Raw genomic sequence first — 14,731 nt, 5'->3', positions numbered from 1 at the left:
TGCCCGACTCACCCCACCCGTGCCAGCATGAGACCAGTGCAGGAGGAGCCCCCGATGCGGAACATTCTGATTTTCATCACTTTTGTCTTGAGTTTTAGCTATCCGGCGTGGGCGGAAAGCCCGGTTCCCGAAAAAAGGGTGATCTATCACAGGGATGTGGATTTCTATGGTTCGGACCTGCAATCCATCTTCGACACCTCGCTACGGGCTTGCCAGACCGCCTGCACAACACAGGCCGATTGCGTCGCGTTCACCTTCAATACGCGGTCAAATTCCTGCTTTCTAAAATCCGATATCTCTGATTCCGTGGCCTATCAGGGCGCGTTTTCTGCTGAGGTCATCGCGACCTCCCCCGCCGTTCTGTCCGCACAATCCGCCCGCTTGTCCGAGCTGTCGTTTCTGAACACCTATGACCTGGATCAGGCCGCCGCCCAGGCGCGCGAGCTGCCGCATCAGAACGTGGTGGGCGGTTGGAGCGCCGCCGATCTTGTCAGTTTTGCGCGCGATGCCGAAGGACAGGCCAACCTGCTGAGCGCCGCGCGCAACATGGCCGGGGCCGTCGTGTTGACGGATGAGGCGTCGGAATGGCTGGACTATGCCCGCCTGTCGCTTGCCCTGCGCACCAGCAATAGCGCGGACCAGCGCAAGTATCGCCGCCAGGGGCTTCAGGCCGCGATCAACGGGTTTCTGCGCAGTGACATCCCGGCGCAACAGGCGAATGCTTTCGTCCTGATGTCCGAAGCGCTGGAGGCGCTGGGGCGTGGTCGCGACATGATCCCCGCCCTGCGTCTGGCACAGGCCCGCACCCCGCGTGATGACACCGCCGCTGCACTGGACGGTGCGATCGGGAAATACGGCTTCCGCGTCACCGATGACCGGGTCGACAGCGACGCGGCCAATCCGCGCCTGTGCGCCACCTTTTCCGAAGATCTGGTTGCCAGTGGCGTGGACTATGCGCCCTTCGTCCAGGCGGACGTGTCCGGCTTGGCGGTTGAACCCGACGGGCGGCAATTGTGCATCGAGGGTGTGACCCACGGCCAACACTATCGCGTCACCTTGCGCGCCGGGCTTCCGGCTGCGAACGGGGATGAACTGATCCGCCCCGTTTTGCTGAGCCTCTATGTTCAGGACCGGTCACCGTCGGTGCATTTCCCTGGCCGTGCCTATGTGCTGCCGCGCACCGCGGATGCGGGCCTGCCGATCGTGTCGGTGAATGCCCGAACCGTGGACCTGACGCTGCACCGTGTGTCCGACCGCAACCTAATCCGGTCGTTCCAACAGAACTACTTCGGGCGCAATTTGGACCCCTGGGAAATGGAGGGCTTTGCCGACAACGTGGCGCAGGAGGTCTGGACTGGCACCGGCGAGGTGCAGAGCGAGCTGAACCGGGATGTGACCACCCGCCTGCCGATGGGCGAAGCGATCGGGGATCAACCGCCGGGCATCTATGTGCTGATGGCAAAAATTCCGGGTGCGGACCCCTATGACACGCCCCCCGCGACGCAATGGTTCGTGATCTCGGATATCGGGATTGCGACCATGCTGGGCGCGGATGGGCTGCATGTTTTCACCCGCACGCTGGGCTCGGCCCTGGCGTTGGAGGGCACCCAGCTGCAACTGGTTTCCCGCGCCAACGCGGTGCTGGGCACGGCGGTGACGGACGCGCAGGGCTATGCGCAGTTTCCGGCCGGGCTGACCGCCGGGCTGGGGGCCGCGGAACCTGCGTTGGTCGTGGCGACTGGGGTGGGCGATGACATGGCGTTTCTGTCGTTGACAGAACCCGCGTTCGATCTGTCCGACCGGGGCGTCGAGGGCCGCCCGGCCGCGCCGCCAATTGATCTGTTCCTGACCACCGACCGCGGTGCCTATCGTGCCGGTGAGGTCATCCACGCCACCGCCCTGACCCGCGACAAGCGGACCGAGGCAATCGAGGGCTTGCCGATCACCGCGATTCTGTCACGCCCGGATGGCGTCGAATATGCCCGCCACCTGTCGACCGGGGTGGGTGCGGGCGGTCACGTCTTCGCAATGCAGATCGGCGGCACCGCCCCGCGCGGCACCTGGCGGTTGGACCTGCACGCCGATCCCGAGGCGCCCGCCTTGGCCTCGCGCACTCTGCTGGTCGAGGATTTCCTGCCCGAACGCATCGATTTTGACCTGGCCTTGCCCGACGGCAATATTCGCGTCTCCGACACGCCGGATGTGACCCTGAACGCGCGCTACCTGTTCGGCGCGCCGGGTGCAGATCTAGCCATCGAGGGTGATGTGCGGGTGCGGCCCGTGCGCGCGCTTGAGGCCTGGCCAGGCTACCGCTTTGGCCACTATGACGAAAGGCCCGAAAGCGAATGGGGCAACCTGCCCCGTGATCAGCGCACCAACGCGGCGGGCAACGCGGTTCTGCGGGTGAATTTCCCCGATGTGACCGCCCCCGGGATGCCGCTTGAAGCCCAGCTGACCCTGCGCGTGTCCGAAGGATCGGGCCGCCCGGTGGAACGCAATCTGACCCAGGTGCTGACCCCCGACGGGCCGATGATCGGCATCAAACCCCTGTTTGACGGCACCCTGTCCGAAGGCAGCGAAGCCGCGTTCCAACTGGTTGCCCTGTCCCCCGACCTGTCCCCGGTCGAGATGCCGGTGAGCTGGGCGCTGAACCGGGTCCAGACCCGGTATCAATGGTATCGCCTGGATGGCCGCTGGAACTGGGATCCGGTCACCACCCGCACCCGTGTCGCCAGCGGTGATGCGATGCTGGGCGTGACCCCTGCCAACGTGGCGGCCCCCGTTGATTGGGGCCGCTATGAACTGGTTGTGGAACGCACGGGCGGCGCATCTCTGGTATCGGCAACCGATTTCCACGCTGGATGGTACGGGGCGGCGGACGCCTCGACCACGCCGGACATGCTGGAGCTGTCATTGGACCGCGCCACCTATGCGCCCGGTGACACCGCCACCTTGCGGATCGTACCGCGCACGGCCGGTAAGGCGCTGGTTGCAGTCATGTCGAACCGGTTGATCGACATGGTGCCGGTTGACCTTGTCGCGGGTGAAAACACCGTGACTCTGCCGGTGACGGACGACTGGGGCGCGGGCGCCTATGTGACCGCAACGCTGATCCAGCCGATGGATGCGGCCCAAGGCCAGAACCCGACGCGCGCGCTGGGCCTGACCCATGCCAGTGTCGATCCCGGCGCACATCAGCTTGCGCTTGCCTTCGACCCGCTGCCCGAGGCCACCCCGCGTGGCCCGATGCAGGTGGGCCTGTCGGTGGATGGCATCGCAGATGGCGAGGCGGCCTTCGTCACCATCGCGGCGGTGGATGTGGGCATCCTGAACCTGACCTCCTTTTCCAGCCCGGACCCCTCTGACCACTACTTCGGTCAGCGGCGGTTGGGCATGGGCATTCGCGACCTCTATGGCCGCCTGATCGACGGTCTGTCCGGCGCGATGGGGGCGATCCGCTCAGGTGGCGACGCGATGGCCGAAATGCGCATGCAGGCCCCGCCGCCGACCGAGGAGTTGATGGCCCAGTTCAGCGGCCTGATCCCGGTTGAGAACGGCCGCGCAACGACCATTTTTAACCTGCCCGAATTCAACGGCACCGTGCGCCTGATGGCGGTCGCGTGGTCGGCCACAGGCGTGGGTCAGGCCGAACAGGATGTTCTTGTCCGGGACCCTGTGGTGATGACCGCCAGCTTGCCCCGGTTCCTGCAACCGGGGGACCAGGCGCGGCTTTTGCTGGAGCTGGTGCACGCCTCTGGCCCGGCGGGGGACGTGCAGCTTTCCATTTCGGCGAATGGCGTCGGCGTGGATACCTCCTCAATCCCCGACCGTCTGACCCTGGCGGCGGAAGGTACCGCGCGCCTGTCGGTGCCGGTGGTGGCACAGACGCCGGGAGTGCACAGCGTCAACCTAACCCTGCACACGGCGGATGGCACACGGCTGACCAAGGCGCTGACCCTGCCGGTGATGGCGCTGGACCCGCCAACCACGCGCACGTCGCGGTTCACGCTGGCCGCTGGGCAAAGCTTTGCCTTGGACGCGAATGTGTTCGATGGCTTGCAGCCCGGATCGGGCAAGGCCACGCTGGCCTCGGGCCCACTGGCGCGGATCAACGCGCCGGGGCTGCTTGAGACGCTGGACCGTTACCCCTATGGCTGCACCGAACAGCTGACCTCGCGCGCCCTGCCACTGCTGTATTTCGGCACGGTGGCCGAGGCGATGGGGCTGGCCGATCGTCAGAACATCCCGACCCGGATCACCGACGCCATCAGCGGCGTGCTGGCGAACCAGTCCAGTGCGGGAAGCTTTGGGCTGTGGCGGCCTGACAGCGGCGATCTGTGGCTGGACGCCTATGTGTCCGACTTTCTGTCGCGCGCGCGGGCGCAGGGGTATGCGGTGCCTGACAATGCGTTCCGCCGGGCGATGGACAACCTGCGCAACCGGGTGAACTATGCCGCGGACTTCGACAAGGGCGGGCAGGACATTGCCTATGCGCTGCATGTTCTGGCACGCGAAGGCGCGGCGGCGATGGGTGATCTGCGTTACTATGCGGACGTGAAGGGCAATGCCTTTTCGACCCCGCTTGCCTCGGCCCAACTGGGCGCGGCGCTGGCGGCTTACGGCGACCCCGCGCGGGCGGACCGGATGTTCACGCGCGCGGCACGCCAGATCGCGCAGGCCCCGGCGCAAAGCCAAACCTGGCGCGACGACTACGGCACCGATCTGCGCGACAGCGCAGCGGTTCTGGCGCTTGCGGTCGAGGCCGGATCGAACGCCATCGACCGCGAAGCTTTGACCGCCCGCGTGGCACTGGGTGACCGGTTCCTGTCAACGCAGGAGGCGACCTGGTCGCTGCTGGCCACGAACGCGCTGATCGAAGACGGAGCAGGCGGCGGGCTGAGCGTGAACGGCGTGACGCTGACGCGCCCCTTGGCCGAGGTGCTTGAGGCGCAGACCGCCACCGGCGCGGTGGACATCCGCAACGACAGCGGAAAATCGGCCGAGCTGACGCTGACCACCTTCGGCGTGCCGGTCATGCCGGACGCCGCAGGCGGCAACGGCTATACGATCGAACGGCGTTATTTCACGATGAAAGGCCAACCGACCGAGGTCGCCACGACCCCGCACGGCACCCGCCTTGTCACCGTCGTAACCGTGACGCCGTGGGACCATTCGGACGGGCGCCTGATGGTGTCCGATCCGCTGCCCGCCGGGTTCGAGATCGACAACCCGCATCTGTTGCGGGCCGGTGATGTTAAGGCGCTGGACTGGCTGCAACTGAACGTGCGACCCGAGATGACCGAGTTCCGTCAGGACCGGTTCCTGGCGGCGGTGGACTGGACGTCGAACAAGCCCTTCCGCCTGGCCTATGTGGTGCGCGCTGTGACGCCGGGTGTGTTCCACCATGCGGCGGCCCTGGTCGAAGACATGTATCGCCCAGTCTATCGTGCCAATGGCGCGACTGGGCAGGTGCGGATCACCGAGTGATGCGCCGCACGCTTCTTGCCCTTGCGTTGGCCCTGACCTTGGGAGAGGTCAGCGCCGCGCGGCTGGAGGCTTGGGTCACATCGGCAGAGCTGCCGCCCTTGACGGTGGACACCTCGGTCGAAGTACTGGACCGCCACGGCGATCTCTTGCGCGCCTATACGGTCGATGACGGGCGCTGGCGTCTGGCAGTCACGGCGGACCAGGTCGATCCGGGCTTTACCCGCATGCTGATCGCCTATGAGGACAAGCGGTTTCATCGCCACCGTGGCGTTGACCCGATCGCGATGACCCGTGCCGTGGCGCAGGCTTTGTGGCATGGGCGCGTCGTGTCTGGCGGCTCTACCCTGACAATGCAGGTCGCCCGATTGTTGGAGGACGGACCGACCGGGCGCTGGGATGGCAAGCTGCGCCAGATCCGGGTGGCGCTGGCGTTGGAGCGGCGGCTGTCCAAGGAAGATATCCTCACGCTCTACCTGAACCGCGCACCCTATGGCGGCAATCTGGAAGGCATCCGGGCCGCCACGCGGGCTTATTTCGGCAAGGACCCCCGCCGTCTAACACCGGCCGAGGCCGCCCTTGTGGTGGCCCTGCCGCAATCGCCGGAAACCCGCCGGCCGGACCGTTTTCCCACAAACGCACAGGCTGCCCGCGCGCGGGTTTTGGCGCGGATGGAAGCGGCGGGCGTCATCAGCGGCGAAACTCTTGTGACGGCACGGCGCGACCCGGTGCCGACACGCCGCATCCCGCTGCCCAACCTGGCCCCGCATCTGGCCGACCGCGCCTTGGCCGAAGCACCGGGGCTGGCGGCGCATTCGCTCACCCTTGATGGCGATCTGCAAACGCGGCTTGAGGCGTTGGCGGCGCGGGCGGCGGCCGATCATGGCGCGAAGCTGTCCATCGCCCTGATGGTGGCCGATCATCGCAGCGGTGAGGTTCTGGCCAGCGTCGGCTCGGCCGGGTATCGCGCCGACACGCGGCAGGGGTTCGTCGACATGACCCGCGCGCTGCGCTCACCGGGATCGACCCTGAAGCCGCTGGTCTATGGCATCGCTTTCGACGATGGGCTGGCGCATCCGGAAACGCTGATCGAAGACCGCCCGACCCGATTTGGCAGTTATGCGCCCGAGAACTTCGACGGCGCCTATCGCGGCACGATCAAGGTTCGCGACGCCCTGACCCAATCGCTGAACATCCCGGTCGTGGCGCTGACACAGGCGATCGGCCCGGCCCGGCTGATGGCGCATCTGCGCCGGGCGGGGGTGCGGGCGCAACTTCCAGGGCAAGCACCCGCCGGGCTTGCGGTGGCGTTGGGCGGGATCGGGGTAACGCTTGAAGACCTGACCGCGCTTTACGCCAGTTTTGCCGATGACGGCCGGGCGGTCGCATTGTCCCACCGGATCGGCGCGCCGCGCAGCGTGGGGGCCAAGGTGCTGTCGCCGGAAGCCGCCTGGCAGGTCGGGCACATCCTGTCCGACATGCCCGCACCGCCCAATGCGCCGCGCAACAGGCTGGCCTACAAGACGGGCACCTCTTATGGCCACCGCGACACTTGGGCGATCGGGTTCGACGGCGCGCACGTGGTGTCGGTGTGGATGGGCCGGGCCGACGGCACGCCGGTGCCGGGGGCGTTCGGCGCCGATCTGGCAGCACCGATCCTGTTTGAGGCCTTCGCCCGGTTAAAGCCGACGCTGGACCGGTTGGCCCCGCCGCCCCCGGCGACGCTTCTGTTGTCTCACGCCGCCCTTCCTGAGCAACTGCGCCATTTCCAGCCCCGTGATGCGGTGTTTGCCGTACACAATCGGCCCGAGCTCGCCTTTCCGCCCAACGGTGCGGTGGTGGCGACACAAGGTGCCGCCCTTGTTGCGCGGGTGGATCAGGGGCTGCCACCCTTCACCTGGCTGGCCAATGGCACCCCGGTTCTGGTGGGCAGCATGTCACGTCAAGCGGTTCTGCCTCTGGCCGCGCCGGGGCATGTTACCCTGTCGGTGATCGACGCGACCGGGCAGGCTGCGCGGGCGCAGATCGAGCTGCAATAGACCCCGGTTCAGCCTGCCAATCGCCCGCATTGGTCATAGTTCACCGGTGTGTTCGACCAGCCCAGCATCACTTGCACGCCGTCGCGATACACCGTGATGAACTCCCACCCGTCAGGCTGGGCCGGGTATTCGTATTCCCAGACGATATCGTCACCGGGCTGAACACGCCCCAACTCGGGCGCCTCTTCGACGTGGCCCAGGCGGAGCGGGATTTCACCGCCCTGCCAGTCCAGACAGCCGCTGGCAAACTCCGACAGGATCGGCACGTCCACCAGACGCAGGCGCAGATCCATCAGGTCGATGTCCAGCGAGGTGCGTGTGGTGTCCACCGCACAGCCAAGGTCGGTTTCAAACGACCGGATGATGTCGACTTTCTGCTGGTTGAAATCCTCAAGCGGGACATCTTTGCCGGTGCAGCTTTCGGCTTGGAACAGGGCCTGACCAAGCGGTGAACTGAAACAATACCCGGCGTGGTGGTAAATCTGGTTGCGGGTGAACCACAGGTCTTCGCAATACCGGTCATCCTGCGCCAGCGCAGGCGATGCGCCGAGAGCAAGCAGCAGCAGGGCCTTCATGGTGGTCATCGTGTCCTCCGTCCTGAATTGCGCCCCTATCCTGACAGGAAAAGGAGCGCAGGGCAGTATCGCAGTGAACGCCGCGCGGACCTGTCGCAGTTAACGATCGAAGGCGCCCGCGGCGACCATCTGGGCAAACATGTCCTCCATCGTCTCGCGCATCGGACGATAGCTGAGGCCAAGCGCGCGCACGGCTTTGGAATTGTCTGACCGAAAAGCCACATTCACGTTGGCGGCCACGAACCGGCGATCCAGCCCGACGAACGGGGCCATCAACCACATCATCGCCTTGGGCAGTGCCCGCTTCGGAAGCGGATACTCTGCGCCAAACCGCTCGCGCAGCTGCAACACAAGCTCCAGAATGTCGGTGTCATGGGCCGAAATGATATGGCGCCCCTCGGCCCCTTCGACAAATCCCGCCGCCACATGGGCCTGCGCCAGGTCGCGCACGTCGACCATGCCGATGCCCAGACGCGGCGCGCCGATGCGGAAAGTGCCGTCGCCGGCCTGCCGTAGGATGTTCACGCTTTCCGAGGTCGGTTTGTCATGCATCGCGGGCCCCATAACAAGGCTGGGGTTCACCACCACCAGCCGCCAGCGGTCCTGCGCGCGGGCAATCTCCCACGCCGCCCGTTCAGCCAGCGTTTTCGAGTAGCTGTAGGGCTGATAATCCAGCGATGCGGTCGTGTTCCACACCTCTTCGCTCAACCGTCCGCCGGGGGCTGCGGCGCAATCCTTGGCGTCGGTATAGATCGCGGCGCAGGAGCTGGTCAGAACAACCCGCGTCACGCTGCCCGTTTGGTTTGCCTGCTCCAACACGTTGCGAGTGCCGTTCACCGCCGGGTCGATCAGTTCCGTCTGCGGGTCTTTGACCGAGGTCGAGAACGGGCTGGCAGTGTGAAACACGACGCCGCAACCCTCCATCGCCGCGCCATAAGATCCGGGGGCCAGCAGGTCGGCGCGGAAGAACCGGATGTCGCCGGGGGCATCTGCGGCCATGTCCACCAGATGCTTCACCTTTGCCGCATCGTCCGGGTCACGCACGGCGGCGTGGACGGTGGCACCTGCGTCCAGCAACGCCTGGACCAGCCAGCCGGCGACATAGCCGGTGGCGCCGGTGACAAGAACGGGGGCGGTGGTGTCGATATCGAACGTCATGTGCAAACTTCCTTGAACGAAAAAGGCCCCGGCATTGCTGCCGGGGCCCGTGTTTCCCAAATGGGGATCAATCTTCGTCGTCGTCCTTGGCGTCGGGCAGATTGAAGAAGCTGTCGGCGTCCGGCACCTTGTCGTCTTCTTCGGCCTTGGGCTCTTCCGACAGGCTGAAGGTCTCCAGACCCTCGATGGCGCTGGGCATCTTGGGTTCGGGATCCATGCCCAGGCTCTGCTCGGTCGAGACCAGCTTGCGACGCTCGTCATCCGACATAACATCGCCCTCTTTCGCCTTCTTGGCGTTGGCTTTCTGCACCGCGCCGTCCAGCTCGGACTGCTTGCACAGGCCCAGGGCGACCGGGTCGATGGGTTCGATGTTCTGGATGTTCCAGTGCGTGCGTTCGCGGATTGCCTGGATCGTCGGCTTGGTGGTGCCCACCAGCTTGGAAACCTGACCGTCGGACAGTTCCGGGTGGAACTTGACCAGCCACAGGATCGAGGCCGGGCGGTCCTGACGCTTGGACAGCGGCGTATAGCGCGGCCCGCGGCGTTTTTCCTCGCCAACGGCAGCGGCATAGAACTTCAGCTTCAGGGGGTGAAGCGGGTCTTTCTCGGCCTTGTCGATCTCTTCCTGGTCCAACTGGTTGTTGGCAACCGGGTCGAAACCTTTCACGCCGGTGGCCACGTCGCCATCGGCGATGCCCTGCACTTCCAGCTCATGCAGCCCGCAGAAATCCGCGACCTGTTTGAAGGTGATCGTTGTGTTATCGACCAGCCAGACGGCGGTGGCTTTCGCCATGATCGGTTTGTTCATCGCCCAACTCCTTTGCATACAACTTTCCCGCGCCCTTGAGGGGGCTGCCCCGGCCATCTGGCCTGCGGGCGGGTTACCGTTGTCGGGGAACTTGAGGCGTATATAGTGCGGCGGACCTAAAAGGGGAAGAGGAAATGCGTTGGCTGCTGGTTCTGCTCATGTCCGCCACTTTCGCCACGGCGGAAGGGGAACGGCCGGGCGACTTCGACTATTACGTGCTGTCGCTGTCCTGGTCGCCCAGCTGGTGCGCCCGCGAAGGCGACGCGCGTGGGGCCGAGCAATGTGAAGACGACACGGGGTTCGGCTGGATCCTGCACGGGCTGTGGCCACAGAAGGAACGCGGCTGGCCCAGTTTCTGCCGGTCGGATTTCCGCGCCCCGTCACGCGGGGAAACCGCGGCGATGGCGGACATCATGGGGTCGGGCGGGTTGGCCTGGCACCAGTGGAAGAAACACGGCACCTGCTCGGGCCTGTCGCCGCAGGACTATTACCGCCTGGCGCGTGAGGCTTACGACCGGGTGAACCGCCCCGAAGTGCTGCGCGCCCTGACCAAGCCCTATCGCCTGCCAGTCACGGTGATCGAAGGCGCGTTCCTGCAATCCAACCCCGATTGGCAAGCCGACATGATCACCATCACCTGCAAACAGGAGCGCATTCAAGAGGCCAGATTGTGCCTGACCCGCGACCTGGAGCCGCGCGACTGCGGCCGCGACGTGGTGCGCGATTGCACGCTGGACCGCGCTTTGTTCGATCCGATCAGATAGGAAATCAAATGCCTCGATTTTGGCAACGCCTCACACAGAAGCTCATGCCCGATCCCGACGCGGTCGAGGCAGAAAGCCGCAAATGGCAGATAACCTGCAAGACTTGTGGGCACAGCCGCAACCTGTGGGAGGCTGGCGGCGTGCGCTACAAAGCGAAAGGCAGCAAGTCCTCCTATGGCCCCTGCCCAGAATGCGGGCGCAAGCGCTGGCTGCGCATCCACAAGGTTTCGGACTAGCCCCTAAAGGGCCACGAGACTCGCGCCGATGAAATAGGGCCAGACCAGCATCGCCAGAATACCCTTCCAGAAGCCGAGTTGCAGGTAGCCAAGGGTGAAAAGCCACCCGGCGCACCACAGCATTCCCAGGTTCGAATGGTTTTGAACTTCGATTTTCGCCATGACGTCCTCCTGTATTCAACGAAGACCGCGCACAGCATAGCATGTTTCACCAGATCCAGCCTTGAGCGGAGTCAGGCAGGCCAGAGCGCCCAAACCATCATGCCCAGCCCGACATGCCCCACGGTCCAGATCGCCGAGCGCAGCAGCGGGATGCCAGCCGCATAGGCGGGCACATAGGCGACACGGGCCAGCAGGAAGACGGTCGCGCCTGTGGTGGCGTCGATCCCTTTGGCCTCGGCCAGCACGGCCAGCGGCAGGAACACGATCAGCGCTTCGATCATGTTGACCAGGGCGCGCTCCATCCGCCCGCCCAGCACGCCCGGTTCAGGACGCGTATCGCGGTTGCCGCGCAGGAACTGCTTTTGCACCCGATCCCCTGACAGGGCGCGCGCGGTCGATGGCAGGAACGTCTGCACGACGAACAGGGCCAGAACGGCCAGAATTAGCGTCGTCATCAGGCGACCTTCAGAACGATCTTGCCGATATGCTGGCTGGTCTCCATGCGGGCATGAGCCTTTGCGGCGTCTTCCAGCGCGAAGGTCTGGTCCATCACCGGCGCGATCTTGCCCGTGTCCAACAGCGGCCAGACCTTGTCGGCCAGCTCTTCGGCGATGCGCGCCTTGGCCAGGTCGCTTTGCGGGCGCAGGGTCGATCCGGTGATCGTCAGGCGTTTCGCCATGACCATGGCAAAGTTGATCTCGGCCTTCGGTCCGGACAGGAACGCGATGTGCACCATGCGGCCATCCAGAGCCAAGGCTTTGATATTGCGTGCGATATAGTCGCCGCCAACCATGTCCAGAACCAGGTTCGGACCGCCCTCGGGCTTCATCACCTCGACGAAATCCTCGTCGCGGTAATTGATGGCGCGTTCCGCGCCGAGATCGGTGCAGACCTTGCACTTGTCGGCCGATCCGGCGGTGGTGAAGACCCGCGCGCCAAAGGCATGCGCCAGCTGGATCGCAGTCGTGCCGATACCGCTGGAACCACCGTGGACCAAGAAACGCTCGCCCGCTTTCAGTCCGCCGCGCATGAAAACATTGGACCATACGGTAAAGTATGTTTCGGGCAGGCAGGCGGCTTCTTTCATCCCCATCCCGTCGGGCACCCGCAGCGCATGGGCGGCGGGGGTGGTCACATATTCGGCATAACCGCCACCGGGCAGCAGGGCGCAGACCCTGTCACCGATCTGCCATTGGCTGACGCCCTCGCCAACCGCGACGACCTCGCCCGAGGCCTCAAGGCCGGGCAGGGGGCTGGCGCTGGGCGGCGGCGCATAGGCACCCGCGCGCTGCAACGCGTCGGGGCGATTGACGCCGGCAAAGGCGACCTGGATCAGGATGTCTTGCGGTCCGGGCGTGGGCACCGGCACATCGACCAGACGCAAAACCTCCGGCCCGCCGGGTTCTGAAATCTCGACGGCACGCATTCTTGTGGGAAGGGTCATTCGGTATCTCCGCCTGTCTGATTCTGTCCCCAATGTCCGGGGTAATTTTCGCGCGGCGCACCAGGCGCCTTGATGCCGTCCAGAATCTTGCCCGGCCCAGCCATGAAGGCCTGCACCAGTTTACTGTCACGCGCCTTCGCCTTGACCTTTTCGAAGGTCATTACGTCGTTGATGCGCCGGTCGAGGAACGACCAGGTGGCCGCGTGCCCTTCGCTGTCATCGCCCAGCCAGTAGAGCAGGGTCGAAGAATAGACCCCCGAAAGCGTCGCGCGCTTGGTGTACCAGTTCACGTCGTCCGAGGTGTCGCCCAGCGCCTCCCAGATCGCGCCACAGGTACCCCAAAGCGCGCCGGTGCCGTCGCCCACGTTTTGCGGCAGGGCAAACAGGGTCATGCCACGGCGCACCAGCTCCTTGTCGGCGCCTTCCAACCGGAACCGGACACCGGCCGCGATTCGGTCGCGAAACCGCATGTCGTCCAAGTTGGCCGCGTGCAGCTTTTCGACCATCTCGGCGTCCCCCCGCCGGTGAAAGGCCAGCGCCAGGTCGACCGGCCCGCGTGGATACAGCGCGCGCGCCTGGTCAGGCGACAGGCCGCAATCGCCTGCGCCTGCGTCCATCGCCGCCTGTGTCCAGCCGTCAAACGGCACATGGGTCAGCACCGCGTTCAGAAGTCTTTTTGCATCATCCATGCCTGGGTCCTTACCTTGGCCGCGCCAGTAGACAAGCGATTAAAGCTCTGCTACACGGCGCCTTCCTGCACTTTTACGCAACTCTAAACTAGAAAGGTGGTGACAACCACATGCAGGTCAGTGTTCGCGACAACAATGTCGATCAGGCTCTTCGGGCCCTGAAAAAGAAACTGCAGCGTGAGGGCGTTTTTCGCGAGATGAAGCTCAAGCAGCATTTCGAGAAGCCCTCCGAGAAAAAAGCACGCGAGAAGGCAGAAGCAATTCGCCGTCAACGCAAGCTCGCTCGGAAAAAAGCGCAACGCGAAGGGATGATGTAAGTCATTCTCTAGCGATGAGAAAACAACCCCCGTGGCCCCGGCTGCGGGGGTTTGTTTTTGCCTTGAACACGGTATCAAGGCGCATGACCTACCAAGTGACCATCGAAGCGTTTTACGCTGGCGACCCTGATCAGATCTTTTCTGAGGCCTGCCAATTCTCGGAACTGGTTGACGCCATGTCCTCGATCGCGACCTATGATGGGCTCCCGCAAGGGGCCGCAGCGCAGGGTGAAACCTATGTCGTCGACGTCACCCTGTTCGGACTTGTGAAAAATCCCGGTCACACGATGTTTGTTGAGCGGCTGGACCCTGTCGCGCGCATCTTGCAAAGCCGCGAACACAATGCGTCGGTCAGCCGGTGGGACCACACCCTGTCGGTGCAGCCCGGTGACGGGGGCACAATCTGGACCGATACGGTTATCATCGAGGCACCGCGTATGGAATGGGCGACTGCCCGCTTCGCCCGTTTCGTCTATAAACGACGCCACAAACACCGCCGGGCACTGCACATCGCCACGTCGATCAAACGGGTCTGAGCGGGATCAGTCCTCGATCATGTCGGCCCGTGTCGCATGGCGGCCGCCTTCGAACTCGGCGTTCAGGTATGCGTCCACGATATCCAGCGCGAGCCCCGCGCCCACCACACGTTCGCCAATCGACAGCATGTTGGCGTTGTTGTGCTGGCGGATCATCCGGGCCGAAAACGTGTCAGAGCAGACGCCGCAGCGAATGCCCTTGACCTTATTCGCGGCTATCATGATGCCCTGCCCGGTGCCGCACAGGATGATGCCCAGCTGGCAATCGCCTGATGCCACAAGCTCGGCCGCCGCCTTGCCGTGAATCGGGTAATGCGTGCTTTCGGGCGTGGTCGGGCCGATATCGACCGGCTCCCACCCCAGGGCCGCGATGTGATCGGCAATGGCCTGGCGCAGCTCGATCGCGGCGTGGTCGCTGGAAAGGGCGATGCGTTTGTTGGCAGTCATGGGAAAGGTCCTGATGTGAGGGGCAGCTGTGGTTGGCCGCGTTAGACCAGTTGCGCCCCGGCGCGTCAATTC

14 protein-coding genes are annotated in these 14,731 nt (G+C 64.8%); 6 read left to right on the top strand and 8 right to left on the bottom strand.

Translation table 11 applies throughout. The features are described from left to right. Positions 1-54: 54 nt before the first annotated feature. Both MN188_RS10320 and pbpC read left to right on the top strand, forming a co-directional pair. The gene (locus MN188_RS10320) at positions 55-5,487 is read left to right on the top strand and encodes an alpha-2-macroglobulin family protein (protein WP_242108897.1); all 5,433 of its coding nucleotides are present in this window, start codon (positions 55-57) and stop codon (positions 5,485-5,487) included. After that, positions 5,487-7,523, top strand: a complete 2,037-nt coding sequence (pbpC, locus tag MN188_RS10315; protein ID WP_242108894.1) for a penicillin-binding protein 1C — start codon at positions 5,487-5,489, stop codon at positions 7,521-7,523. Before MN188_RS10320 ends, pbpC begins: the two co-directional genes overlap by 1 nt. Positions 7,524-7,531: 8 nt before the next feature. Here the strand turns inward: pbpC and MN188_RS10310 are convergent, their stop codons facing one another. The 3 genes from MN188_RS10310 to MN188_RS10300 form a co-directional block, all read right to left on the bottom strand. Then, a complete protein-coding gene (locus tag MN188_RS10310) occupies positions 7,532-8,107 on the bottom strand; it encodes a DUF4453 domain-containing protein (protein WP_242108892.1) in 576 nt (191 codons plus the stop codon). A 90-nt stretch (positions 8,108-8,197) separates the two neighbouring features. Next, positions 8,198-9,256 (bottom strand): NAD-dependent epimerase/dehydratase family protein, encoded by a 1,059-nt coding sequence (locus MN188_RS10305; RefSeq protein WP_242108890.1) that lies wholly within the window; start codon positions 9,254-9,256, stop codon positions 8,198-8,200. Between the two features lie 67 nt (positions 9,257-9,323). Next, positions 9,324-10,064, bottom strand: coding sequence for a DUF1013 domain-containing protein (locus tag MN188_RS10300; protein ID WP_242108888.1), 741 nt, complete (start codon positions 10,062-10,064; stop codon positions 9,324-9,326). Between the two features lie 134 nt (positions 10,065-10,198). Here MN188_RS10300 and MN188_RS10295 point away from each other — a divergent pair, with 134 nt between their 5' ends. Both MN188_RS10295 and MN188_RS10290 read left to right on the top strand, forming a co-directional pair. Next, positions 10,199-10,828 (top strand): ribonuclease T2 family protein, encoded by a 630-nt coding sequence (locus tag MN188_RS10295; protein ID WP_242108886.1) that lies wholly within the window; start codon positions 10,199-10,201, stop codon positions 10,826-10,828. A 44-nt stretch (positions 10,829-10,872) separates the two neighbouring features. Beyond that, complete coding sequence (locus tag MN188_RS10290; protein WP_242108884.1) at positions 10,873-11,064, top strand: hypothetical protein; 192 nt, start codon at positions 10,873-10,875, stop codon at positions 11,062-11,064. A gap of 3 nt (positions 11,065-11,067) precedes the next feature. Here MN188_RS10290 and MN188_RS10285 read toward each other — a convergent pair whose 3' ends face one another. The 4 genes from MN188_RS10285 to MN188_RS10270 all read right to left on the bottom strand — a co-directional run bounded on the left by MN188_RS10285 (position 11,068) and on the right by MN188_RS10270 (position 13,359). Next, positions 11,068-11,226: a hypothetical protein gene (locus MN188_RS10285; RefSeq protein WP_242108881.1), complete on the bottom strand. Its 159-nt coding sequence runs from the start codon at positions 11,224-11,226 to the stop codon at positions 11,068-11,070. A gap of 71 nt (positions 11,227-11,297) precedes the next feature. Further along, complete coding sequence (locus tag MN188_RS10280) at positions 11,298-11,681, bottom strand: MAPEG family protein (RefSeq protein ID WP_242108879.1); 384 nt, start codon at positions 11,679-11,681, stop codon at positions 11,298-11,300. Beyond that, a complete protein-coding gene (locus MN188_RS10275) occupies positions 11,681-12,670 on the bottom strand; it encodes an NAD(P)H-quinone oxidoreductase (RefSeq protein ID WP_242108877.1) in 990 nt (329 codons plus the stop codon). Before MN188_RS10275 ends, MN188_RS10280 begins: the two co-directional genes overlap by 1 nt. Continuing rightward, complete coding sequence (locus tag MN188_RS10270) at positions 12,667-13,359, bottom strand: COQ9 family protein (RefSeq protein WP_242108875.1); 693 nt, start codon at positions 13,357-13,359, stop codon at positions 12,667-12,669. Before MN188_RS10270 ends, MN188_RS10275 begins: the two co-directional genes overlap by 4 nt. 110 nt (positions 13,360-13,469) lie before the next feature. Between MN188_RS10270 and rpsU the strand changes: the two genes are divergently transcribed. Together rpsU and MN188_RS10260 are read left to right on the top strand one after the other, a co-directional pair. Further along, positions 13,470-13,676 (top strand): 30S ribosomal protein S21, encoded by a 207-nt coding sequence (gene rpsU, locus MN188_RS10265; protein ID WP_007426337.1) that lies wholly within the window; start codon positions 13,470-13,472, stop codon positions 13,674-13,676. Positions 13,677-13,759: 83 nt separating this feature from the next. Next, a complete protein-coding gene (locus MN188_RS10260; protein WP_242108873.1) occupies positions 13,760-14,212 on the top strand; it encodes a hypothetical protein in 453 nt (150 codons plus the stop codon). A gap of 6 nt (positions 14,213-14,218) precedes the next feature. On the opposite strand, the gene rpiB is transcribed toward MN188_RS10260, so the two are convergent. Continuing rightward, positions 14,219-14,659 (bottom strand): ribose 5-phosphate isomerase B, encoded by a 441-nt coding sequence (gene rpiB, locus MN188_RS10255; protein ID WP_242108871.1) that lies wholly within the window; start codon positions 14,657-14,659, stop codon positions 14,219-14,221. Positions 14,660-14,731: the final 72 nt, after the last annotated feature.

It is taken from the genome of Aliiroseovarius subalbicans (assembly GCF_022678625.1).
Classification (GTDB): Bacteria; Pseudomonadota; Alphaproteobacteria; order Rhodobacterales; family Rhodobacteraceae; genus Aliiroseovarius_A; species Aliiroseovarius_A subalbicans.
This window is presented reverse-complemented; position numbering and strand designations above follow the sequence as displayed.